The 24,975-nt window shown below is 76.1% G+C and carries 11 protein-coding genes; 9 read left to right on the top strand and 2 right to left on the bottom strand.

What is annotated here, in order from left to right; genetic code table 11:
* Nucleotides 1-7 precede the first annotated feature (7 nt).
* Genes EKG83_RS22905 through EKG83_RS22870 form a run of 8 tightly spaced genes read left to right on the top strand, consistent with a single transcriptional unit; the run spans nt 8 to nt 21,757 of the window.
* Nucleotides 8-6,370: a non-ribosomal peptide synthetase gene (locus tag EKG83_RS22905; RefSeq protein WP_153278309.1), complete on the top strand. Its 6,363-nt coding sequence runs from the start codon at nt 8-10 to the stop codon at nt 6,368-6,370.
* Entirely contained in the window at nt 6,367-9,738 is a 3,372-nt protein-coding gene (locus EKG83_RS22900; protein WP_033429462.1) for a non-ribosomal peptide synthetase, read from the top strand. The genes EKG83_RS22905 and EKG83_RS22900 overlap by 4 nt, the downstream gene beginning before the upstream one ends.
* Nucleotides 9,735-11,090 carry an FAD-dependent oxidoreductase gene (locus EKG83_RS22895; protein ID WP_033429463.1) on the top strand — a complete coding sequence of 452 codons (1,356 nt, stop codon included), beginning with the start codon at nt 9,735-9,737 and terminating at the stop codon, nt 11,088-11,090. The genes EKG83_RS22900 and EKG83_RS22895 overlap by 4 nt, the downstream gene beginning before the upstream one ends.
* A complete protein-coding gene (locus EKG83_RS22890) occupies nt 11,091-11,762 on the top strand; it encodes a DUF6875 domain-containing protein (protein WP_033429464.1) in 672 nt (223 codons plus the stop codon). It abuts the gene before it with no gap.
* A 1-nt stretch (nt 11,763) separates the two neighbouring features.
* Nucleotides 11,764-15,006, top strand: coding sequence for a non-ribosomal peptide synthetase (locus EKG83_RS22885; RefSeq protein WP_033429465.1), 3,243 nt, complete (start codon nt 11,764-11,766; stop codon nt 15,004-15,006).
* Entirely contained in the window at nt 15,003-16,343 is a 1,341-nt protein-coding gene (locus tag EKG83_RS22880) for an MFS transporter (RefSeq protein WP_228122788.1), read from the top strand. Before EKG83_RS22885 ends, EKG83_RS22880 begins: the two co-directional genes overlap by 4 nt.
* Entirely contained in the window at nt 16,340-20,770 is a 4,431-nt protein-coding gene (locus EKG83_RS22875) for a non-ribosomal peptide synthetase (RefSeq protein WP_051765085.1), read from the top strand. The genes EKG83_RS22880 and EKG83_RS22875 overlap by 4 nt, the downstream gene beginning before the upstream one ends.
* A gap of 3 nt (nt 20,771-20,773) precedes the next feature.
* Nucleotides 20,774-21,757: a methyltransferase gene (locus EKG83_RS22870; protein ID WP_033429466.1), complete on the top strand. Its 984-nt coding sequence runs from the start codon at nt 20,774-20,776 to the stop codon at nt 21,755-21,757.
* Between the two features lie 50 nt (nt 21,758-21,807).
* Here the strand turns inward: EKG83_RS22870 and EKG83_RS22865 are convergent, their stop codons facing one another.
* On the bottom strand, nt 21,808-22,152 hold the full coding sequence (locus EKG83_RS22865; RefSeq protein ID WP_033429467.1) for a hypothetical protein: 345 nt from the start codon (nt 22,150-22,152) through the stop codon (nt 21,808-21,810).
* A gap of 154 nt (nt 22,153-22,306) precedes the next feature.
* Nucleotides 22,307-22,453, bottom strand: a complete 147-nt coding sequence (locus EKG83_RS22860; RefSeq protein ID WP_153278308.1) for a hypothetical protein — start codon at nt 22,451-22,453, stop codon at nt 22,307-22,309.
* A gap of 130 nt (nt 22,454-22,583) precedes the next feature.
* Between EKG83_RS22860 and EKG83_RS22855 the strand changes: the two genes are divergently transcribed.
* Nucleotides 22,584-24,755, top strand: coding sequence for an ATP-binding protein (locus tag EKG83_RS22855; protein ID WP_051765087.1), 2,172 nt, complete (start codon nt 22,584-22,586; stop codon nt 24,753-24,755).
* Nucleotides 24,756-24,975: the final 220 nt, after the last annotated feature.

Genomic DNA, 24,975 nt, shown 5'->3' with positions numbered 1-24,975 from the left:
GGATCCGGTGCCCACGGAATCGTTGTCACGACCCGCGCCCGCACTGCCGCTGCAGAGCGGGATGATCGCGGCCGGTTTGCGCGACCCGGCGGCCGGGACGGACGTCATCCAATGCGTGCAGCACTGGCCGGGGGGCCTGGACACCGCCGCCTACCTCGCGGCGTGGCGGGCGGCGGTCGAACGGCACCCGCTGCTGCGCACCCGCTTCACCTGGCGGGCCGACGGCGGCCTGGAGCAGTGGGCCGGGCCCGCCGCGGACGTGCCGGTGCTGGCGGACGACTCGGTCACCGACCTCGACGCGTTCCTGGCCGCCGACCGGCGCTCGGGCGTCGACCCGGTGGCCGCGCCGCCGCTGCGGGTGGTGGCGCTGCCGGGGGACGTGGTGGTGACGACCTTCCACCACGCGATCCTGGACGGCCGGTCGCTGGCGATGCTGCTGGCCGAGATCGACGACGACTACGCGGCGCGCCTCTCGGGCGGTGCGCCGGAGTTCGCGCCGCGCCCGGACTTCGCCGACTACGCCCGCTGGTACGACGCCCGGACCGCGCCGGACGAGGAGCGGTTCTGGCGCGCCGAGCTGGCCGGGCTGCCCGAGCCCGGTCCGCTGCCACTGGAGCACGCCGGGCCGGGCACACCGGTCATGGCCACCGCGGGCACCGGGCTGACCGACGCGGAGACCGGGGCCGTGCGGGCGCTGGCCGCGGAGGCGGGCGTCACGGTCAACACCGTCGTGCTCGCCGCGTGGGGCCTGGTGCTGGCCGTGCACGGGCAGGCCGACGAGGCCGTGTTCGGGGTGACCCGGGCCGCGCGGCACGGCACCGTCGAGGGCGCGCACGACATGCTGGGCCTGCTGCTGGCCACGGTGCCGCTGCGGCTGCCGGTGGACCGGGACGCGTCGGTGGTGGACTGGCTGCGGTCGGTGCGGGAGCGCTCGGTGGCCGCGCGGGACCACCAGCTGTGCCCGCTGCCGGTCATCCAGCGCGCCGCCGGCCACGACGCGCCGCTGATGCGCAGCCTGGTGCTGTTCGAGCACCGGGAACTGGGCGCGGTGCTGGCCTCCCGGCCGTCCGCGCCGCCCGGCAGGCGGGTGCGCATCCTGCGCACCCCCGGCTACGCCCTGACCCTGTACGCGTTCGCCGAGCCGCGCCTGAGCTTCCAGCTCATCCACGACACCGGCCGCTTCCCGGCGTGGGCGCCCGACGCGCTGCTGGCGCGGGTGCGCGACCTGGTCACGGGCATGGCCGAGGCGCCGGACCGGCCGGTGCGGGAGCTGACCCGGCCGCGCGGCGCCGAGCGGGTGCGCGTGCTGGAGCGCTGGAACGACACGGCGGTCGACTTCCCCGCCGACGCCACCGTGCCCGCGCTGTTCGCCGAGCAGGTGCGGGCGCGACCCGACGCGGACGCGGTGTTCGACGGCGGGCGGTGGCTGAGCTACGCGGAGCTGGACCGGCGGTCGGACCGGCTGGCGCACGAGCTGGTGGCGCGGGGCGCCGTGCCGGACCGACCGGTGGGGTTGGCGCTGCCGCGCGGCGCGGGGCTGGTGACCGCGATGCTGGCGGTGCTCAAGACCGGGGCCGCGTACCTGCCGCTGGACCCGGCCAACCCGGCCGCGCGGGAGGCGGCGGCGCTGCGGGAGTCCGGCGCGACGCTGGTGGTCGTCGACCGGCCGCGCCCGCTGCCCGACGGGGTGAGCGGCGTGGTGGTGTCCGATGTGGACACTTCCGGCGGGCCTGCGTTCGACGCGGTGCCGGCGCACCCGCTGGGCCTGGCCTACGTCAACTACACGTCCGGCTCGACCGGCAGGCCCAAGGGCGTCGCGGTGCCGCACCGGGGCGTGGTGCGACTGGTGACCCGGCCCTCGTTCGCGCTGCTCGGGCCGGGGCGGACGCTGCTGCACCTGTCGGCGACCGCGTTCGACCTGACCACGCTGGAGGTGTGGGGCGCGCTGCTGACCGGCGGTCGGGTGGTGCCCGCGCCCGAGGGGCCGGTGGACCCGGCGGTGCTGGCCGGGTTGCTGCGGGAGCACCGGGTGGACGTGCTGTGGTTGACCGCCGGGCTGTTCCACCAGCTCGTGGCGCTCGACGTGGACGTGCTCGCGGGCGTCGGGCAGCTGCTGGCGGGCGGTGACGTGCTCGCGCCGGCCGCGGTGCGCGCGGCGCTGGCGGCCCGCGGCGGCAAGCCGCTGGTCAACGGGTACGGGCCGACGGAGAACACCACGTTCACGGCGTGCCACGTGATGACCTCGGCCGACCAGGTCGGCCAGACCGTGCCCATCGGGACGCCGGTGCAGCGCAGCACGGTGTACGTGCTCGACGAGGAGATGCGGCCGGTGCCGGTCGGCGTGCCCGGTGAGCTGTACACCGGTGGTGACGGGCTGGCGCGCGGCTACCTGGCCGCGCCCGGCCTGACCGCGGCGAGGTTCGTGCCCGACCCGTTCGGGGCCCCCGGTGGGCGGCTGTACCGGACCGGTGACCTGGCGCGGTGGCGGCCCGACGGGGTGCTGGAGTTCCTGGGGCGCGCGGACCAGCAGGTGAAGGTGCGCGGGTTCCTGGTCGAGCCGGCCGAGGTGGAGGCGGTGCTGCGCGAGCACCCGGCCGTCGCTGAGGCGGCCGTGCTGCCGGTCGGTGATGGCGATGCGCGGCACCTGGTGGCGTACGTGGTGCCCGCCGGGGCTTTTGACGTAGAGGCGTTTGACGTAGAGGCGTTTGACGTAGAGGCGTTTGACGTAGAGGCGTTTGACGCGGGGGCGTTTGACGTGGAGGACGTCCGCGCGCACGTCGCGGAACGGCTGCCCGCCTACCTGTGCCCGGCGCGGTACGCACCGCTGCCGGAGTTGCCGCTGAACCGCAGCGGCAAGGTGGACCGGGCGGCGCTGCGCACGGTCCGTGCCCCGGGCGCGCGGGGCACGGACCGGACGCCGCCGGCGACCGGTGTGCAGCGGCGGTTGGCGCGGCTGTGGCGGCGGTTGCTGGACGTGGCCGAGGTGTGGGCGGAGGACGACTTCTTCGCGGTGGGCGGCAACTCGTTGCTGGCTGTGCGGTTGGTGTTCCGGGTGCGTGAGGAGTTCGGGGTGGAGGTGCCGGTCGCGGCGCTGCACCGGGCGCGGACCTTGGCCGGCTGCGCGGAGGTGATCGATGGGTGTCTGGCCGAAAGCGCTCTGGCCGGTGGTTCTCTGGCCGGTGGTTCTGTGGCCGACGGCTCCTTGGTTGGCGGTCCTGCGGTGGGCGGCGGTTCCGCGGTCGGTAGTTCTGCGATCGATGGCAGTCCTGCGGTTGACGGCAGTCCCGCGGCGAACAACAGCTCTGCGCTGAACGGTGCACGGCGCCAGGTGTCGGCGGGGATCACCCGACGCGACCGGTCGGCCTACCGGGTGCCCGCGCAGCGGACCGCAGCGGTGGCCGACCACCTGGTGCTGCCTGATGACGGGAACTGGGCGGCGTGGCGGTGGGTCGAGCTGCGCGCCACGGGGTTCGGCATCGAACCGCTGCTGGCGTTGGCCGATCCGGCCTCGGCACGGGCCGCCGAGGAGGCTTTGGAAGCGGAGGACGAGGTGGGGGCCGCGCGGTGGGCGGCGTTCCGCGTGCTGCGCGAGGTCGAGGACCGGGCGCGAGGTGAGCAGCGGTCGGCGCTGCGCCGCATCGGACGGCTGGTGCGCAAAGGACGGTTCACCGAGGCCCGGGAGGCATTGGCCAGGATCGCCAACGCGAGTACCGCCAAGGCCAAGTACGCGATCACGGAGCACACGAGCGCCGACCACGCGAGCGCCGACCACGCGAATGCCGACCACGCGAATGTCAACCACATCAACCGCGCGAATGTAGAGATGTCGAATGTTGACATTGCGGGTTCCGATCGTGCGGGCAGCGCCGGAGCCGATCTCACCGATGTCAACATCTCTGATGTCAACATCTCTGATGTCGACATCGCCAATGTTGACATCGCCAATGTTGACATTGCCGGAGCCGATATCTCTGATGTTGACATTGCCGAGGTAGACGCTGCGCTGGCGGCTGCGGCCGATGCCGATGCTCGGCACAACGCGTTGCTCGCCGCTTACGCCGACCGCTTCGAGCAGGGTGGTCGGGCGGTGGCCGAGGTGTTGCGCGAGGTCAGCGGTGACCCCAAGTTCCGCGAGGCCGTCGCCTGGCAGAACCCCCGCGCCCTGCAAACCGCAGTCGACGCACTCCACCGCACACTGCAGCGCGCCCTGTCCGGCGACCGACCCGCCACGCGCAACGTCGACTACCGCCGCTGGGAGCACACCGCGGTGAGCTACCTCCAGCGCTACTGCGCGAAGAACGACACCATCGGCTTCTTCGGCCCCGTGGGATGGGCACGGGTAGTGGACGACGCACCCGCCGCGATCACCACCGCGCCCGGCCCCGACCTGATCGCCTCGCGCACCACCTACCTGGAGAACTGGGCCGTCCAACAGGTGGCCGAAGCGCTGACCACCGACGAGGTGCGGCCGTGGGCGGTGCCCCGGCGGATGCCGTTCGTGCGGGTCGAGGGCGACACCGTGCACGTCCCGATGGCCGACCCGGTGCGGCTGCCCCCGCTCGACGCCGCCGTGCTCGCCGCCTGCGACGGGCTGACCGGCGCCCACGCCATCGCCGCCGCCCTCGGCCGTCCCGAACCGGAGGTGTTCGCCGCGCTGGACCGGCTCCGGCGGGCCAAGCGGATCGCCTGGACGCTGGAGGTGCCGCCGGAGGCGCTGGTGCCCGAGACCTCGCTGCGGCAGCAGATCGCGGCCATCGGGGACGACGAGGCGCGCGCCGGTGCCGAACGGGCGCTGGCCTCGATCGAGGACGGCCGGGACGCCGTGCGTGACGCGGTCGGCGACCCCGACCGGCTGGTGCGGGCGGTCGAGGACCTGCACGAGCGGTTCACCGCCGTCACCGGCACCGCCGCGGTGCGCAGGCCCGGCCTGTTCTACGCCGGGCGGACCGTGGTGCACGAGGAGTGCCGTCGCGACCTGGACGTCACCCTCTCCCCCTCGCTGCTGGAAACGCTGTGGTCGCCGCTGTCGCTGGTGCTGGAGGCGGCGCGTTGGTACACCTCCGCCGGTGCCGCGCTGTACGGGCGCGCGCTGCGCGAGGTCTACCGGCGGCGGGTGGCCGCCACCGGTGACGAGCGGGTGAGCCTGGCCGACTTCTGGCTGTGGGCCAACGACACCATCTTCCGGCTCGACGAGCGGCTGGTCCGGCGCCTGGTCGGCGCACTGCAGGAGCGCTGGGCCCGGGCGCTGGGTGGTCACGAGCTGAGTGGCCACGGATTTGGCCGCCATGCGGCGGACGGTCACGGGCCAGGCGCTCACGGGCTGGACGGCCACCGGCCAGACGGCCACGCGCCAGGCAGCCACCGGCCAAACAGTCACGCCTCGGGCGCCTGGGAGGTGCACCACCGGGTGGCCGACGTGCGTGCCGCGGTGTTGCGGGAGTTCGCCGCGCCCCGCCCGGGCTGGCGCGGCGCCGTGCAGCACAGTCCGGACGTGCTCATCGCCGCCCGCGACGAGCAGGCCATCTGCGACGGCGACTACCGGTGGGTGCTGGGCGAGGTGCACCCCGGCGTGAACACCATGCGCTCGGCCCTGTTCGTCTCCCAGCACCCCGACCCCGAACAACTGCGCACCGCGATGGGCCGGGACATGAACGGGCCCCGCGTCGTGCTCGCCACCACCCGCGAGGAGGGCGGCACGCCGCAGCGGCTGGCCGACGCGCTCGTGCTGCCCGGCGACCTGAAGATCGTGTCCGGGCACGACGCCTGCGGCCCGGGCCTGCGCGGCGCGGTGCCGGTGGGCGACTGCGACGTGGTCGAGGTCGGCGGGCGGCTGGTGGCGCGCAGCCGGGACGGCCGGGTCGACCTGGACCTGGTGGAGCTGCTGAACGAGCAGGTCATGGCGCAGCTGGTGCAGCACTTCCGGCTGCTGCCCGCGGGCGAGCACACGCCGCGGGTGAGCCTGGACCGGCTCGTGGTGGCCCGCGAGGGCTGGCGGCTGCCGAGTTCGCGGTGCGGGTTCGCGTTCGCCGCCGACGAGACCACGCGCTTCCTGGGGGCGCAGGCGTGGCGCCGGGAGCACGGCATGCCGCGGTTCCTGTTCGTGAAGAGCCCGGTGGAGCACAAACCGTTCTACGTGGACCTGGCCAGCCGGCCGTCGGTCGAGCTGTTCGCGCACGCGGTGCGGGCGCTGGACCGGGAGAAACCGGAGGCGCCCATGGGCGTGGGCGAGATGCTGCCCGACCCGGACGGGCTGTGGTTGACCGACGCGCGCGGCGCGCGGCACACCGCGGAGTTCCGGGTGGTGGCGGTGGACCGGCGCGGCCGGTCCGAGCACGGCGACACGACGACTGCGGGGGGAGGAGCGCGATGAGCGCGGTGATTCCGGAGGACCGGGCGGACGAGGTGTTCCTGTTCCCGGCGTCGTCCGGGCAGCGCAGGCTGTGGCTGGTCGACCAGCTGCTGCCGGCGAGCCCGGTCTACAACATCGGCTGGCGCGTCGGCCTGACCGGGCCGGTGGACGAGGACGCGCTGGAGCGGGCGCTGGGCGGGCTGGTCGCCCGGCACGAGGCGCTGCGCACCCGGTTCGCCGCCGAGGACGGCGTACCGGTGCAGGTCGTGTCGGCCGCGCTGACCGTGCCGCTGCGGCGCGCCCGGGTCGCGGACGTCGAGGCGGCCGTGCGCGAGGAGGTCGGCAGGCCGTTCGCGCTGCACGAGGGGCCGCTGCTGCGCGCCACCCTGGTGCGCGGCGAGGACGGACCAGCACCGGACGGCGAGGGCGGACCGGCACCGGATGCCGCCCCGGCGCGCGGCGAGGACGGGCTGACGCCGCGTCCCAGCCCGCCCCGCGACGAAAACGGACCGGTGCTGGTGCTCGTGCTGCACCACACCGTCGCCGACGGCTGGTCGTGCGCGGTGCTGTTCGACGAGCTGGCCCACCTCTACGCGGCCGAGGTGGGCGGCGAGCCCGCCGACCTGCCGGAGCTGCCCGTGCAGTACCCGGACTACGCGGTGTGGCAACTGGAGCAGGTCGACGGTGGTGCGTTCGAGGCCGACGCCGCGCACTGGCGGCGGGCGCTGCACGGCGCACCGACCGTGCTGTCCCTGCCCGCCGACCGCGCCCGGCCCGCCGCACCGACCGGTCGCGGCGCGGAGCTGCGGGCAACGCTGGAGGTGCCGGACGGGTCGTTCGCCCGGTTGCTGGCGGTGTTCCAGTGCGTGCTGCACCGGGTGACCGGCCAGGCGGACTTCCTGGTCGCCACGCCCGTGGCCGCCCGCACCCGGCCGGAGACCGAGGGCCTGGTCGGGTTCGTGGCCAACACCCTGCCGCTGCGCGCGACGATCACGCCGGGCACCACCCTGGGCGACGTGGTCGCGGCGGCCGAGGCGGCGACCGTGGCCGCGTTGGCGCATCAGGAACTGCCGTTCGAGCGGCTGGTCGACCTCGTCGCACCGCAGCGGACGCTGGCGCACGCGCCGCTGGTGCAGGTGATGTTCGCGGTCGAGCCGGTGCCGCCGCCGCGCGAGGCCGGTCCGGTGACCTTCGCCCCGGAGGCGGTGGCCAACGGCGGGGCCAAGTTCGACCTGTCGCTGACCGTCGAGCGGGCCCCCGACGGCTGGTACGCGCGCTGGCAGTACGACAGCGAGCTGTTCGAGCCCGCCACCGTGGCCAACCTGCACGCGATCTTCGCCACCGCGGTGCACGCCGATCCCGGCGACCTGGTGGCCGAGCTGCCGCTGACCGGCGGCTCGCCGCAGGAGCACGCGGTGGAGGTGCCCCGGGAGACCGCCGCCGACCTGGTGATCGGGGCGCTGGCGCGGGACCCGGACCGGCCCGCGATCGAGGGCTTCCCGCCGCACGGGGGGCCGACTCGCGGCGCACCGGCTCCCGCCGGGGCAACGCCGGGCGAGGCGGCCTCGGGTGTCTCCGCTCCCCGCACCCCGACCGCCACCTCCCTCACCCGCGGCGAGCTCGACCGCGCCGCCAACCGCCTGGCCCACGTGCTGCTGGCCGCGGGCGCGGCGCCCGACCGCCCGGTCGCCCTGTGCCTGGACCGCGGCCCGGCCGTCCTGGTCGGCCTGCTGGCCGCGTGGAAGGCGGGCGCCGGCTACCTGCCGCTGGACCCGACCTGGCCGGCCGCGCGCCTGACCGCCATGGCCACCGGCTCCGAAGTCCCGGTGCTGGTCACCGACGGCGCGGCCCGCGCGACCACCGGCCCGCTGACCGGCCCGTGGACCGAGGTCGACCTGGACACCGCCGACCTCGGCTCCCAGCCGGACACCCCTCCCCCCGCCGTCCCCCAGCACCCGGACGGCCTGGCCTACGTCATCCACACCTCCGGCTCCACCGGCGCGCCCAAGGGCGTGCGCTGCACCCAGGGCGGCCTGGCCGCGCTGCTGCGGGCGATGGTCGAGCTGACCGGCCTGGGCCCGGACGACCGGCTGGCCTCCATCACCACCCCCGCGTTCGACGTGTCCGCGGTGGAGATGCTGGCACCCCTGATCACCGGCGCCGCGCTGGTCGTGCTGCCCGCCGACGACGTGGCGGACGGCGCGCTGCTGCGCACCCGCATCGCCGAGAGCCGCGCCACGGTCGTGCAGGGCGGCCCGGCGAGCTGGCGGATGGTCGTCGCGGCCGGTGGCGTGCCCGCCCACGTGCGGCTGCGCGTCAGCGGCGGCGAGGCGATGACCCGCGACCTGGCCGACGACCTCCAGCGCGACGGCGCCACCCTCGTCGACGGCTACGGGCCCACCGAGACCACGGTGTACTCGGCGGCCGGCGCCGTCGCGCCCGCGCCGGGGCCGGTGCGGCTGGGCCCGGCGGTCCGGGGCACCTCGCTGCACGTGCTGGACCCGCTGATGCGGCCGGTGCCGCCGGGCGTGATCGGCGAGCTGCACATCGGCGGCGCGGGGGTCGCCCGCGGCTACCACGGCCTGCCGGGGCTGACCGCCGACCGGTTCCGGCCCGACCCGTTCGGCACCGCGCCGGGTGGGCGGCTCTACGCCTCCGGCGACCTGGTCCGGCGGCACGTCGACGGGCGGCTGGAGTTCCTGGGCCGGGCGGACCGGCAGCTCAAGATCCGCGGCTACCGCATCGAGCCCGGCGAGGTCGAGGCCGTGCTGCGGTCGCACCCGGACGTGGCGCAGGCGGTCGTGGTCGCCTGGTCCGCGCACGCCGCGGACGTGCGGCTGGTCGCCTACGCGGTGCCCGCCGACCCGGCCCTGCCCGACAGCGAGCTGAGGGCCCGGGTGCGGCCGCACCTGGCCGCGAACCTGCCCGAGTACATGCTCCCGGCCACCGTCGTCGTGCTGGCGGAGCTGCCGCGCACCGGCACCGGCAAGGTCGACCGGGACGCGCTGCCCGAGCCGGTGTGGACCACCGAGGCCGTCGAGCGGGTCGAGCCGCGCGACGACACCGAGCGGCGGATGGCGTTGATCTGGCGCGAGGTGCTGAGCCTGCCCGCGGACGCCCCGCTGGGCGTGCACGACAACTTCTTCGCCCTGGGCGGCCACTCGCTGACCGCCACCCAGATGCTGGCCCGGGTCCGCACCGCGCTGGCCGCGGACCTGCCGCTGGCCACGCTGTTCGCCGCGCCGACCATCGCCGAGCTGTGCGCGAACCTCCAGCGGGGCCCGGCCGCGCGCGGCCCGGTGCCGCTGCTGGACCAGCTCGACGAGCTGTCCGACGAGGAGGTCGACCGCCTGCTGGGCACCATGGTCGACGACGGGGACCTGGCGTGAGCGGGCAGGCGCTGGTCGCCGGGGCGGGCCTGGCCGGTTCGCTCACCGCGGTCTACCTGGCGCGGCGGGGCTTCGCGGTGAAGGTGCTGGAGCGGCGCGGCGACCCGCGCACGCCCGGTGTCCGCGAGCAGGGCCGCTCGATCAACCTGGGCCTGTCGCAGCGCGGCATCGTGGCGCTGCGGGAGGTCGGCCTGCTCGACCGGCTGCGCCCGCTGACCGTGCCCATGCGCGGCCGCGTGGTGCACCTGCCCGACGGGCTGCGGTTCCAGCCCTACGGCCTGGCCGAGGACCAGATCCTGCACTCCGTGCTGCGCCACGACCTCAACGTCGCCCTGGTCGACGAGGCCGAGCGCCTGGGCGTGGAGTTCCGCTGGGGCCACCGGGTCACCGCGGTGGACCGGGCCAAGCCCGCGGTCACCGCCACCGGGCCGGGTGGCGCGGAGGTGCACACCGCCGACCTCGTGGTCGGCGCGGACGGCGCGTTCTCCGCCGTGCGCACCCACCTCGGTCGCGGCCTGCGGGTGGACCTGCACCAGGAGTTCCTGGAGTGGGGTTACAAGGAGCTGCTGATCCCCGTCGGCGACGACGGGCGGCCGCGCACCGAGCTGCGCGCGCTGCACGTGTGGCCGGGCGACGACGGGCTGATCGTGGCGCACCCCAACGCGGACGGCTCGCTGACCGCCACGGTGTTCCTGCCCTTCGCGGGCGAGCACGGGTTCGCCGGGCTCACCGAGCCCGCGAAGGTGCGGGCGTTCTTCGCCCGCCGCTTCCCCGACACGCTCACCCTCATCCCGGACGTGGTGGAGCAGTTCCTGGACCACGAGGCGGCGAGCCTGGTCACCGTGCGCACCGCGCCCTGGCACGTCACCACCGACGAGGGCCGCGGCGTGGTGCTGGTCGGCGACGCCGCGCACGCGGTCTACCCGTTCTTCGGGCAGGGCATGAACGCCGCGTTCGAGGACTGCTCGGTGCTCGACCGGTGCCTGGCCGCCCACCCGGGCGACCTGCCGGGCGCGCTGGCCGCGTTCGAGGCCGCCCGCAGGCCGCACACCGACGTGCTCGCCGAGCTGTCCAAGCGCAACTTCGTCGAGCTGCGCGACAAGCTGCGCTCACCGCTGTTCCTGGTCCGCAAGCAGGCGGACCTGGCGCTGCACCGGTTGTTCCCCGACGCATGGGTGCCGCTCTACACGCTGATCGCGCACACCACCGTCCCCTACGGCGAGGCGCTGGCCCGGTCCCGCCGCCAGGACCGCCTGCTCGGCGCCGCCGGCGTGGGGCTGGCGGGCGCCGCGCTGGCCGGCACGGCGCTGGCGACCCTGATCCGCGGGCGTTGCAGGAAACAGGTGAACTGAATGCTGATCCACCCCCACCGCCGGGCGTTCCCGCTGGTCGAGCCGGCGGACTTCGCCGCGCCCGCCCTGCCCGACGCGGTCGCGGCGCACGAGACCGCGTTGCGCACCGTGTTCGCCTGGGCCGACGAGTACCTGTGCGGACCGCACCCCGACCTGGGCAGGCGCGGCGCGGTCTGCCCGTTCACCGACACCTCGCTGCAGCGGGGCCTGTTCTACCTCTCGGTGCACCCCGGGCGGCCCGCGGGCGTCGAGGAGCTGGCCGCGCTGCTGCTGGACTACCGCGACTGGTTCGGCCTGCTCGAACCGCGCACCGGGCCGGGCGCGCAGTTCAAGACCATCCTGGTGCTGTTCCCCGAGCTGACCGGGTTCGACGTGGTCGACCGGGCGCAGCGGGCGCTGAAACCGGACTACACCCGCGACGGGCTGATGCTCGGCGAGTTCCACCCCGGTCCGCCGCAGAAGGGCGGCCTGTGGAACCCGGAGTTCCGCCCGCTGCACAGCCCGGTGCCGCTGCTGGCGATCCGGCACATGGTGCCGACCGACTTCCCGTTCCTGCGCGACGACGACGACACCGTCGCCGCCTACCTCCAGCGGTTCGGCGACCGCGTGCCCGCGCACCTGCGCGAGCACGTGCGCGCCGCGGCCGACCGACTCGCGACCTCCGGGAGCTGACATGACCGACGGACCCGGCGCCGACGCGACCACGTCCGCCCGCAAGCGGGAGCTGCTGGCGCAGCGGCTGCGCGCGCGGGCCGCGACCCCCACCGCCTACCCGCTGTCGTTCGGGCAGCAGCGGCTGTGGTTCCTGGACAAGTTCTCCCCCGGCGGCGCCGTCTACAACGTGCCGGTCGGGCTGCGGCTGAGCGGTGCGCCGGACACCGCGGCGCTGCAACGCGCGCTGGACTACCTGGTGAACCGGCACTCGGCGCTGCGCACCACGTTCCCCGACTCGGGCGGGGAGCCGGTGCAGCTCGTCGCGCCCACCGGCACCGCGACCCTGACCACCCACGACCTGACCGGCGCGCCCGACCGCGACGCCGCCGCCAAGCGGTTCGCCGACGAGCGCGGCGCCGTCGGCTTCGACCTGCGGCAGGGGCCGCTGTTCGCGGCGAGCCTGGGCCGGCTGGCCGACGACGACCACGTGCTGGTGCTCAACATGCACCACATCACCTCCGACGCATGGTCGCTGTCGGTGCTGCTGGACGAGCTGGGCCGGGCCTACGACGCGGCGCTGCGCGGCACCGACCCGGACCTGCCCGCGCCGAAGCTGCACTACCACGACTTCGCGGTGTGGCAGCACGACCGGGTGACCGGCGCCGCGGCCGCGGAGCACCTGGAGTACTGGACGCGGCACCTGGCCGGGGCGCCGGAGCTGCTGACCCTGCCCACCGACCGGCCGCGGCCCGCCGTGGTGAGCCACCGGGGCGCGCTGCGCGAGGCGTGGGTGGGGGCACCGGAGCTGGCCGAGCTGGAGCGGCTGGCGCAGGAGCACGGGGCCACCCTGTTCATGGTGCTGCTGGCCGGGTTCGCCGCCCGGCTCGGCAGGCTGGCCGGGCAGGACGACGTGGTGGTCGGCACGCCGGTCGCCGGGCGGTCCCACCCGGACCTGGAGGGCCTGGTCGGGTTCTTCGTCAACACCCTGGCGCTGCGCACCCGGGTGGGCGGCGACCCGACGTTCGCCGAGCTGCTGGCGCACGTCCGCGCGGTGACCGTGGCCGGCCTGGCGCACGCCGACCTGCCGTTCGAGCGGCTGGTGGAGCACCTGCGGCCACGCCGCAGCACCGGCCACGCGCCCCTCTACCAGGCCCAGCTCATCCTCACCAACACCCCGGCGGCGGGCCTGTCGCTCCCCGGCCTCCGGGTGCGGGCGATCGTGCCCGATCCCGGCGTGGCCAAGTTCGACCTCACCCTGGCCGCCGAGCGGCGCGGCGACGCGCTGGGCCTGGCCGTCGAGTACAGCACCGACCTGTTCGACGAGGGCACCGTCGCCGAGTTCACCGACCGGCTCGTCGACCTGCTCACCGCCGCCGCGCGCGAGCCGCACCGGCGGATCAGCGAGCTGGACGGCCTCACCGGCGTGCGGCGCTGGCAGGTCCTGGAGGGCAACAACGCCACCGACCTGCCGCTGCCGCCCGCGGCCACCGCGCTGGAGCTGGTCACCGGCGAGGGCACCGCGGTGTCCGGTGTGGACGGTGCGCTGTCCTACGCCGAACTGGACGTCCGGGCGCGGCGGTACGCGGCCCTGCTGCGCGCCCACGGCGTGGGCCGGGGTTCGGCGGTGGCGCTGTGCCTGCCCCGCACCCCCGACCTGGTGGCCGCGGTGCTCGGGGTGTGGCGGGCGGGCGCGGCCTACGTGCCGCTGGACCCCGGCTGGCCCGCCGACCGGCTGGCGCTGATGCTCGCCGACTCCGGAGCGGCCGTGCTGCTCACCGACCGGGACCGGTTCGCCTTCGCCGGCGCGGTGCTGCACCCCGGCGACGCCGACGCCCGCGAACCCGACCCGGCGCCGTGCCCGGCGACCGGCGAGGACCTGGCGTACGTGATCTACACGTCCGGCTCCACCGGCACGCCGAAGGGCGTGGGCGTGCCGCACCGGGCCGTGGTCAACCTGCTGGTGTCGTTCCAGGAGCTGTTCCTGCTCACCCCGCGGGACCGGTTGGCCGCGGTGACCACGCTGTCGTTCGACATCTCCGTGCTGGAACTGCTGCTGCCGCTGACCGCCGCCGCCGAGGTGCTGGTGGTGCCCGCCGACGTGGCCGGCGACGGCGAGGCGCTGCGGCGGCTGCTGGTCGACCGCGAGGTCACCGCGCTCCAGGCGACCCCGGCCACGTGGCGGCTGCTGCACGCGGCCGGCGGCGTGCCCGCGGGCGTGGTGACGCGGATCTGCGGCGGCGAGGCGCTGCCCCGCGACCTGGCCGACGACCTGCTGGCCGACGACGCGCTGCTGTGGAACGCCTACGGGCCCACCGAGACCACGGTGTGGTCCTCCGCCGGGCTGGTCGAGCCCTCCCCCGCGCCGGTGGTGCTCGGGCCGCCGATCGGCAACACGCGCCTGTACGTGCTGGGCCCGGGGATGGAACCGGTGCCGCCGGGCGTGGTCGGCGAGCTGCACATCGGCGGTGCGGGCGTGGCCCGCGGCTACCACGACCGGCCGGGGCTGACCGCGTCGCGGTTCGTGCCCGACCCGTTCGCCCGGCGGCCCGGGCAGCGGCTCTACGCGACCGGCGACCTGGTCCGGCACCGCGCCGACGGCGCCCTGGAGTTCCTGGGGCGCGCCGACCACCAGGTGAAGGTGCGCGGGTTCCGCATCGAGCTGGGCGAGGTGGAGGCCGCGCTGCTGGCCACCGGCGAGGTGCGCGAGGCGGTGGTGAAGGCGGTCGACGACCGGCTGGTCGCCTACCTGGTGCCGGACGGGCCGGCGGAGGTCCCGTGGCCGCGGTTGCGGGCGCGGTTGGCCGAGCGGCTGCCCGACTACATGCTGCCCGCCACCGCGGTGGTGCTCGACGCGTTCCCGCTCACGCCCAACGGCAAGACCGACCGCGCCGCGCTGCCCGCGCCGGTGTGGGCCGCCGAGGGCGAGCGGGTCGCGCCGCGCGACGCGGTGGAGCGGGTGCTGGCCGGGATCTGGACCGAGGTGCTGGGCGTGCCGGAGGTCGGCGTGCACGACGACTTCTTCGCGCTGGGCGGCCACTCGCTGCTCGCGGCCAAGGTGCTGGCCCGGGTGCACGGCGCGTTCTCGGTGCCGGTGCCGATCGGCCGGCTGTTCGCCGCGCCGACCGTCGCGGGCCTGGCCGGTGCGCTGGCCGCGCTGGAGGACGTGCCGGGCCGGGTGGCCGCGGTCGCCGAGCTGCGCGAGCAGCTGGCCGGCCTGTCGGCCGACGAGGTCGCGGCGATGCTCGGGGAGGCCGCCCGGTGAACCCGGAGCCGCACCGCGCCCCGAACCCGGGACTGCGCCGGTTCTCCGTGGTCTGGGGCGGCCAACTGGTCTCGGTGATCGGGTCCGCGCTGACCGCGTTCGTGCTCGGCGTGTGGGTCTACACCGGCACCGGTTCGGTGACCCAGTTCGTGCTGATCCAGTTCTGCGCGGTGGTGCCGGGCATCCTGCTCGCGCCCTACGCGGGCGTGGTCGCCGACCGCCACGACCGGCGGCGGATCATGCTGGCCGCCGACCTCGGCGGCGGCGCGGTGACCGCCCTGCTGCTGGTCGCGGCCTCCACCGGCGGCCTGGCCGTGTGGCAGGTGTACGCGGCCACCGCGCTGAGCGCGACGCTGAACACCTTCCACCTCATCGCCTACACCGCGCTGGTGCCCGCCCTGGTGCCCAAGGAGCACCTGGGCCGGATCAACGGGTTCATGCAGGTCACCCAGGGCGTGCAGATCGCCGCGCCGCTGGTGGCCGGCGCGCTGCTGGGCCTGGTGGGGCTGCGCGGCGTGCTGCTGGTCGACGTGGTGTCGATGGTGTTCGCGGTGGGCGCGCTGCTGGTGGCGCGGCTGCCCGAGGAGGCCGTGCGGCCGCCGGGCGCCGGCGACGTCGACCGCGCGGGCGTCGGCGCCGGGCTGGCGTGGCTGCGCGGCGCGCCCGGCCTGTTCGCGCTGTGCGCGGTGTTCGGCGCGTGGAACTTCCTGTTCGCCATCGCGGGCGGGCTCGTGCAGCCGCTGATCCTGTCCTTCGCCTCCCCCGCGACGCTGGGCGTGCTGATGGCCGCGGGCGGCAGCGGGCTGTTCGCCGGCGGCCTGGTGATGGGCGTGTGGGGCGGGCCGAAGCGCCGCGTGCTGGGCGTCTACCTGGGGTTGGCGCTGGGCGGGGTGTTCCTGGTGCTGCACTCGCTGGCGCCCTCGCCGTGGCTGATCGGGATCGCCGCGCCCGCGTTCCTGTTCACCCTGCCGCTGATGAACACCTGCTGCGTGACGCTGCTCCAGACCAAGGTCGACCCGGCCGTGCTGGGCCGGGTGCTGGCCGTGGTCCGGGTGCTGGGCACCGCCGCGATGCCCGTCGCGTTCCTGCTGATCGGCCCGCTGACCGACGGCGTGGCCGAGCCCCTGATGGCCGCCGACGGCGCCCTGGCGCCCAGCGTCGGCGCGGTGATCGGCACCGGCGCCGGCCGCGGCATCGCCCTGATCTTCCTCGTCGTCGGCGTGCTGATGCTGGCCCTGGCCGCCTGGGCCTGGACGCGGCCCGCGCTGCGCACCGCCGACGACCTGCCCGACGCGGTGGCCGACGAGGCCGCCGCGGCTGAGAGGACCACGCCGTGACCGAGCTGTCCGAACCCCTGGAGTCCCGGCACCGGGAGCTGCTGCTGGCCAAGCTGCTGGCCGAGCGCGGGCTGGCCCCCGCCGAACGGCCCGGCGTGCCCCGGCGGCCCGGGGGCGCGGTGGTGCCGCTGACCGGCAACCAGCGCGGCCTGTGGCTGACCGGCCGCCTGGGCCTGGACGCGGGCGCCTACGTCATGTTCGCCGCCCTGCGGGTGTCCGGCGAGCTGGACGAGGAGCGGTTGCGCCGGGCCGTGCGCGTGGTGATGGCGCGGCACGAGGCGCTGCGCACCCGGGTCGTGGACACCGACGGGCTGCCCGCGCAGCAGGTGCTGGACGAGGTGCCCGAGGACGTGGCGTGCTCGTCGGTCGCCGACGAGGAGGAGCTGCGCGCGTTCCTGGTCGCCGAGGTGGACGCGCCGTTCGACCTGGCCGTCGCGCCGCTGCTGCGGGTGCGGGCGGTGCGGGTCGGCGCGGGGACCGCGCTGGTGTTCAGCGCCCACCACATCGTCTGCGACGACCTGTCGCTGGACGTGGTGGTGGACGAGGTCGGCCGGCTGTACGAGGGGCTGGACCCGGACCCGGTCGGGGCGCAGTTCCCCGACTACGCGCACTGGCAGGCCGGGCGGCTGGACGACGGCGAGCGGCAGCGGCAGCTCGACCACTGGCACGAGCGGCTGGCCGACGCGCCCGAGGTGCTGGAGCTGGCGCTGGACCGGCCGCGCACCCCGAACCGCACCACCGCGGGCGGCAGCCACCGGTTCACCGTGCCCGCGGCGCTGGCCGGGCGGCTCGTCGAGCTGGCCCGCGCGCACGGCTGCACGTCGTTCGCCGGGCTGCTGGCCGCGTTCGGGGTGCTGCTGTCGCGGCGGTCGGGCGCGGACGACCTGGTCGTCGGCGCGCCGACCACGCACCGGCCGTTCCCGGAGCTGGAGCGCTCGGTGGGCATGTTCGTCACCACCACCGCGCTGCGGCTGGACCTGTCCGGCGACCCGACCGTGGCCGAGCTGCTGGCCCGCGCCCGGGAGACCGCGGTCGACGCGCTGGACCACGCCGAGGTGGGCTTCGACGAGGTGGCCGCGCGGGTGGCGCACCGCCGCGACCTGGCGCACCACCCGCTGTTCCAGGTGATGCTGGTGCTCAACCGGGGCGGCGGGACCGACCGCTGGGGCGGGCTGGCCGCCGCGCCGCTGCCGGTGGACCGGGGCACCAGCCGGTTCGACCTGACCCTGCACGTGCGCGAGACCGACGGCGACTGGCCGGCGAACCTCGACTACAGCACCGACCTGTTCGACCCCGACACCGCCGCGCGGATGGCCGACCACCTGCTGACCGTGCTGGCCGCCCTGGTCGCCGCGCCCACCGCGCGGCTGTCCGAGCTGGACACCACGACCCCGGCCGACCGGGTGGCGGCGACCGCGCTGAACGGCGGGCCCGGCGACGGCCTGGACCCGGCGCCGTCGCTGCGCCGCCCGCCGGTGCTGCACCGCGTCGCCGAGCAGGTCGCCGCGCACCCCGACGCGGTCGCCGTGCTGGACCTGGCCGACGGCGCGTCGCTGACGTTCGCGCGGCTCGACCGGCGGGCCAACCGGGTCGCGCACGTGCTGGCCGGGCTGGGCGTCGGGCCGGAGACCCCGGTCGGGCTGGCGCTCAAGGCCGGGCCGGACGCCCTGGTGGCGCTGCTGGCCGTGCTCAAGGCGGGTGGCGCGTACGTGCCGCTCGACCCCGCGCACCCGCCCGCCCGGCTGGCCGGGCTGCTCGCCGACTGCGGCGCGCCGGTGGTGCTCACCGCGCCCGGCAGCCGCGACCGGTTCGGCGGGTACCGCGGCGCGCTGCTGGACACCTCCGACGACGCGTTCACCGGTGAGGCCGCCGAACCGCCCGCGGTGTTCCCCGCCCCCGACGGCCTGGCCTACGTGGTCTACACGTCCGGCTCGACCGGCGTGCCCAAGGGCGTGCAGGTGCAGCACGACACGCTGGCCAACCTCACCGGCGCGTTCATCGACCTGCACGGCTTCGGGCCGGGGCAGCGGGTGCTGATGGTGCCGCCGCTGAGCTTCGACGCGTCGGTGGGCGACGTGTTCCCGGCGTGGTGCGCGGGCGCGGCGGTCGTGGTGCACCCCGAGCCCGCCGCGATCGGCGGCCGCGACCTGCTGGAGCTGTGCGCCGAGCACGGGATCACCGCCGTGGACGCGCCCGCCGCGCTGTTCAAGCGGTGGGTGGCCGACCTCGGCGGGGTGGCCGCGGACCCCGGGCCGCTGTCGGTGGTGATGATCGGCGGCGAGGCGGTGCCGGTGTCGACGGTCGCCGAGTGGGCCGCGGTCACCTCCGGGAAGGTCGCGCTGGTCAACCACTACGGGCCGACCGAGACCACGGTGTGCGCCACGGCCCACCGCACCGTCGACGCGGCCGAGGTGGACCCGCGGGCGGCGACGCTGCCGATCGGCCGGCCGCTGCCCGGCGTGCGGGCCTACGTGCTCGACGCCGACCTGCGGCCCGCGCCGGTGGGCGTGCCCGGTGAGCTGCACGTCGGCGGCCTGGCACCCGCCCGCGGCTACCGGGGCGACCCGGGGCGCACCGCGTCGGCGTACCTGCCCGACCCGACCGTGGTGGGCGGCCGGATGTACCGGACCGGCGACCTGGTGCGGCTGCTGCCCGACGGCGCGCTGGAGTTCCTGGGGCGGGTGGACGAGCAGGTCAAGCTGCGCGGGCACCGGATCGAGCCGGGCGAGGTGCGGGCCGCGCTGCTGGCGCACCCGGCGCTGGCCGACGCGGCGGTGGCCGTGCGCGGTGACGTGCTGGTGGCCTACGTGGTGCCGCGGTCCGGGGGGAGCGCGCCGGAGCTGGACGAGCTGCGGGCGTTCTGCGCGGAGCGGCTGCCCGACGCGATGCTGCCCGGCGCCCGCGTGGAGCTGGCCGAACTGCCGCTGACCCGGCACGGCAAGGTCGACCCGGCCGCGCTGCCCGACCCGGACCCGACCGCCCGCACCACCCCGTACGAGCCGCCGCGCACCCCGGTGGAGCGGGCGCTGGCCGAGATCTGGTCGGAGGTGCTGGAGGTGCCCGCGGTCGGGCGCCGGGACAGCTTCTTCGGCCTGGGCGGGCACTCGCTGATCGCCGCCGCCGTGCTGGCGAAGGTCCGGGCGCTGCTGGGCGTGACCGTGCCGCTGCGCGCGCTGTTCGCCACCGCCGACCTCGCCGAGCTGGCCGAGGTGGTGGAGCAGGCCGCGGCGGCGGACCACACGTTCGCCAAGCGCTACCGGTCCGGGCTGCCCAGCGTGTCGCAGATGCGGCTGGACGCCGTGCCGCCGGACGACATCGCGCCGCACCACCCGCTGCGGCAGGGCCCGCCGGAACGCGTGCTGCTGACCGGCGCCACCGGGTTCCTCGGCGCGCACCTGCTGGGCGAGCTGCTGGCGCGCACCGACGCCGAGGTGCACTGCCTGGTGCGGGCCGAGACGCCCGCCGTGGCGCTGGCGCGCATCCGCGCCAACCTGCGCCGCGCGCACCTCGACGTGCCGGACGACCTGCTCACCCGGGTGGTGCCGGTGGTCGGCGACATGTCCCGGCCGCTGCTCGGCCTGGCCGAGGCCGAGTTCGACCGGCTCGCGGAGAGCGTGGACGCGATCTACCACAACGGCGCGGTGATGAACTTCGTGCTCACCTACCAGTGGATGATGCCGCCGCACGTGGGCAGCACCGCGGACGTGCTGCGGCTGGCCACCCGCTACTCGACCAAGCCGCTGCACCTGATGTCCACGCTCGGCGTGTTCCTCGGCGCGGCCTACGACCGGCAGCCGGTGACCGAGGCCGACCGGCCCGAGGACCCGACCGGCCTGGACACCGGCTACCACACCACCAAGTGGGTGGCGGACATGATGGGCGTGCTCGCGCGGGACCGGGGCGTGCCGGTGTCCATCCACCGGATCGCCGCGATCGTGGGCGACGTGCGCACGGGCACCGCCAAGACCGAGTCGTACCTGAGCCGCCAGATCGCCACCTGCGCGCACGCGGGCGCGGTGCCGATCAGCCCGGACGTGATCGACATGCTGCCGGTGGACCGGCTCGCCGCGGCCATCGCGGGCATCTCCACCCGGCCGGAGTGGCACGGGCGGGACTTCCACTACTACCGGGCCGACGGCCTGACCTACCCCGACCTCGGGGAGGTGCTGACCGCCCGCGGCTACCCGACCAGGGCGCTGGACTACCCGGACTGGCGGGCGCTGATGCTCGACAGCCCGGACAGCGCGTTCGGGCCGCTGGCGTTCGGCCTGACCACCACGCACCGGGCGCACCCGGTGTTCGACTGCTCGGCAACCTGGGCGGCCGCGCGGGAGTGCGGCGTGGAGTTCCCGCCCGCCGACGCCGAGATGATCGGGCGCCACGTCGACTACCTCGCCTCGGCGGGGGTCATGCCGGAGAGGGGCTGAACGATGCCGCTGCACCTGCCACCGGACGACGGGCCGCCGTCGTTCCACGACATGCTCGCCGCCGCCGGGTACCGGGCGCTCGCCGCCGGCCTGCGGCTCGGCGTGTTCGAGGCCCTGGACCGGCCGCGGTCGGCCGGGGAGCTGGCCGCGGTGCTGGGCACCGACCCGCGCGGCACGGAACTGCTGTGCCAGGCCCTGGTCTCGTTCGGGCACCTGGTCGTGGCGGACGACGGCTACGCCAACGCCGCCGACTGGCTCACCGGCCCGTACGCCGAGGTGGAGCGGTTCTGGTCGACGGTGCTGTTCGAGTCGTGGGAGGGCCTGGAGGAGTCGGTCCGCACCGGCAAGCCCTTCGTCGACTTCTACGCGTGGCTGGCCGAGCGGCCGGAGACGCTGCGCCGGTTCCAGGGGATGCTGTCGGGCCACGCGGACGCGATCGCGCCCGAGGTGGTCTCGGTGGTCCCGGTCGGCTCGTCGCTGCTCGACCTGGGCGGTGGGCACGCCAAGCACGCGATCCGGCTGTGCGCGGCGCACCCCGCGCTGCACGCGACCGTGGTCGACCTGCCGGAGGCGGTGGCCGTGGGCGAGGCGGCGGTGGCCGCGGCGGGCCTGGCCGACCGGATCACCTTCCGGGCGGGCGACTACGACAGCCTTGACCTGGGGTCGGACCACGACGTGGTGCTGCTGTTCAACGTGGTCCACGGCCGCCCGCCCGCCGCCAACGAGGCCCTGCTGGCGCGGGTCGCGGCGGCGCTGCGGCCGGGCGGCGCGGTGGTGCTGCTGGAGCACGACGAGCACTCCCCCGACCGCGCGGCGGACGCCTTCGCGCGGGTGTTCGGGCTCAACCTGTTCCACGGGCAGGGCGGTCAGGTGTACCCGGCGGGGGCCATCGCGTCGTGGCTGGCGTCGGCGGGGTTCGGCGAGCCGTCGTGGCACCCGCTGCGGTCGTCGCCGGGGCAGTCGCTGGTGGTGGCGCGGCGGGGCTGAGGCACCGGTTCGCGGGGACGCCGCGCGGGTGCCCCCGCGAACCGGTGGGATCAGGTGGTGCTGAGGGAGACGTCCGAGACGCCCCAGAAGCAGTTCGAGTCGGAGATGGAGTAGTACTCGCCGCCGTACTGGTTGTTCTGCCAGTTGCCGTAATACGTGCTGAAGCTCAGGGTGCACTTGACCTTGGCCCGCCAGTACCCGGCCTGGGTGCCCTCGCACGCCAGCAGGCCGTCGTAGTCCGGCAGGCCCTCCATGGCCCGGCAGGTCAGGGCGCCGTACCGGAACTCCGCCCCCGGCGCGGCGGCCGACGCCGCGGGCGCCGCGAGGACCGTGGCCCCGGCCAGCACCGCGGTGGCGGCGGCGGTGGCGGCGAAACGGCGGGTGAGGTGCCGCATGTCTTCTCCTTCGGCGATCAGCGGTGCGGACGTGTCCCGCTCCCGCACCGATCGTCGTGCGGGAGGGCGGCGCACCCCAGTGCCACTGCGCGCCCTTTCGCGGTGCACCACTCCGCGGGCCTTCGAGCCGACGGCGGGCCGCGTGCGGCACCGCTCAGCCGAAGAAGGCGTCCTTGACCTTCTCCACCAGGGAGTCCACTACGGTGAACACCGGTTCCCGCAGGTCGGGGATCAGGATCAGGGCGGCGATGAACAACGCCACGTAAGGGGCCACGGACCACTTCTTCGACTTGGACGCCATGCCTCTCCTCGCACGCGGGTGTCGCCGTCCAGGGTGGCACGTGGCGCGGCGCGCGGGCAGGGATGCCCCGTTCGGGTGAAGGGGCGGCGGCACGTGCCGCCGCCCGCGCGGGCGGGCGCACACTGGCCCGGTGCCACCGGAGAACAGCGTGGTCAACGGCGTCAGCGGCACGGTGGTGGGCAACGTCGTGCAGGCCGGCACCGTCACCCTGGCACCGGCGGTCCCCGTGCGCGCCGCGCTGGCCGGGTTGCCGCCGCAGCCGGTGTTCGTGGGGCGCGAGGCCGAGGTCCTGGAGCTGCTGGAGGTCCTGCGGCCCGGGACCGGCGACGGCGCCGCGGTGGTGTCCGCGGTCGGCGGGATGGGCGGCATCGGCAAGACGGCGCTGGTGGTGCACGCGGCGCGGCGGGCGGTGGCCGAGGGGTGGTTCCCCGGCGGTGTCCTCATGATCGACATGCGCGGCTACGACCGGACCGGGCGGCACCTCACCGCCTCGGCCGCGCTGCGGTCCCTGCTGGTGGCGGTCGGGGTGCGGGCGGAGCAGGTGCCCGTGGCGGCCGACGGGCGCGAGCGGTTGTGGCGCTCGGTGCTCGCCGAGCACGACCGGCCCGGGCGGCGGGTGCTGGTCGTCGTCGACAACGCCTCCTCGGCCGAGCAGGTGCGGCCGCTGCTGCCGGGCGGCGGGCACCGGGTGCTGGTGACCAGCCGGACCACGCCGGCCGGGCTCCAGGGCGCCCGGCTGCTGGACCTCGACGTGCTGCCGGAGTCCTCGGCGACGGCCCTGCTCGCCGTGGAGCTGACCACCGCGCGGTCGGACGACGACCGGGTGCGGTCCGACCCGGCCGCGGCGCGGCGCCTGGTGGAGCTGTGCTGCGGCCTGCCGCTGGCGGTGCGCACCGCCACCGCGCTGCTGGCCGCCGACCCCACCCAGCCGCTGGCGGAGCTGGTGGCGGACCTGGCCGACGAGCGCCACCGGCTGGCCGGGCTGGAGGTCGAGGCGGACCTGTCGGTGCGCGCCGCCTTCAACCTGTCCTACCAGCGGCTGGCCGACGAGGAGGCGCGGCTGTTCCGGCTGCTCGCGCTCGGCGACGGCCCGGAGATCGGCACGGAGGCGGTGGCCGCGCTCGTCGGGGTGGACCCGGCCGCGGCGCGCCGCCTGCTGCGGCGGCTGGTGCACGCGTACCTGGTCGTGCCCGGGTCCGCGCGCGGCCGGTGGCGGATGCACGACCTGCTGCGCCTCTACGCCGCCGAACTCGCCGAGGACGACCCCGACCGCGCGGCCGCCGCGGCCCGGCTGCTGCGCCACTACGCGGACCTCGCCCGGTGCGCCGCGCAGCGGCTGGACCCGCGCGTCCCGGCGGACCGGCGCGGCCCCCGCTTCCCCACCCGCGCCGAGGCGCTGGCGTGGTTCGACGTCGAGCACCCCAACCTGCTGGCCGGCATCGACCTGGCGGACGGGTCCGGGCTGCCCGCCGAGCTGCGCGACCTCGCCGCGGCGCTGGAGCACCACCTCGACTCCCGGAAGGACTGGAGCGCGTGGGTCCACGTCGCGCGCGCCGCCGTGCACGCCACCCGCGGCCTGGGCGACCGGGCCGGGGAGGGCGGCGCGCTGACCTCGTTGGGGAACGCGTACCACGGCGTCGGGCGCTACGCGGACGCGTTGGAGTGCCACGAACGCGCGCTGCTGCTCGCCCGCGAAGTCGGCGACGCCTCCGGCGAGAGCGACGCGTTGTCGAACATCGGCAACGCCGAACGCGCGCTGGGACGTGCCGCCGAAGCCGTCCGGCACTACACGGCGTCGCTGGCGATCCGCCGGGACCTCGGTGACCGGCCGGGCGAGGCCCGCACCCGCAGCAACCTGGGCCAGGCCCACCTCGACCTGGAGGACCCCGCCAGGGCGATCGGGGAGTTCGAGGAGTCGCTGGCCCTGGCGGGGGACGACCCCGACCGGTACAGCGAGGCCGTCACGCTGCACCGGCTCGGCGACGCCTACCGCGCCCTGCGGCGGGCGGAGCGGGCCGAGCGGTTCTACCAGCGCGCGCTGGAGGCGCACCGCGAGGAGGGCGACCGGCTGGCCGAGGCGATCGCCCTGGGCAAGCTCGGCGACCTGCGGTGCGCGACCGGGCGGGGCGAGGACGGTTCGGCCTGCCTGGCCGAGGCGCGCCGGATCCGCGGGGAGCTGGCGGCGGCCACCGCGCGCAGGAGCGGGATCGAGTTGGAGCGGTACGAATTCCTCCGGGTCGAGCGGGACGACGACGTGCTGGTGGACCCGGCCTGCGCCGCCAGGAGGACGGCCGGTCCGTAGCGCCGGGATCGCCCGTTCCCGGAGAGGGCCGCGTCCCGCCGGCCGCCACCCGGTGAACCGAGGTCCGCCGCGCCTCGGTTCACCGGCTCGTTCGACGGTGCCGTCGACCGCGACCCGGCCCACGGGCTCGACGACGGCCTGGCCGGCAGGCAGCTCGGCGACCAGCGCGGGGTGACCTGCACCCGCGTCCCGGGCGTCCGGCACCGGCCGTGGTACTCGC

The sequence above is a fragment of the Saccharothrix syringae genome (assembly GCF_009498035.1).
Lineage (GTDB): Bacteria > Actinomycetota > Actinomycetes > Mycobacteriales > Pseudonocardiaceae > Actinosynnema > Actinosynnema syringae.
Note: the sequence above shows the minus strand (reverse complement) of the source record. Positions and strands in the feature narration are given on the sequence as shown.

Coding starts and splice junctions, on each gene's coding strand:
- EKG83_RS22865 (WP_033429467.1), bottom strand. CDS start 22,152: ATGCGGCACCTCACCCGCCGTTTCGCCGCCACCGCCGCCGCCACCGCG.
- EKG83_RS22900 (WP_033429462.1), top strand. CDS start 6,367: ATGAGCGCGGTGATTCCGGAGGACCGGGCGGACGAGGTGTTCCTGTTC.
- EKG83_RS22870 (WP_033429466.1), top strand. CDS start 20,774: ATGCCGCTGCACCTGCCACCGGACGACGGGCCGCCGTCGTTCCACGAC.
- EKG83_RS22890 (WP_033429464.1), top strand. CDS start 11,091: ATGCTGATCCACCCCCACCGCCGGGCGTTCCCGCTGGTCGAGCCGGCG.
- EKG83_RS22885 (WP_033429465.1), top strand. CDS start 11,764: ATGACCGACGGACCCGGCGCCGACGCGACCACGTCCGCCCGCAAGCGG.
- EKG83_RS22860 (WP_153278308.1), bottom strand. CDS start 22,453: ATGGCGTCCAAGTCGAAGAAGTGGTCCGTGGCCCCTTACGTGGCGTTG.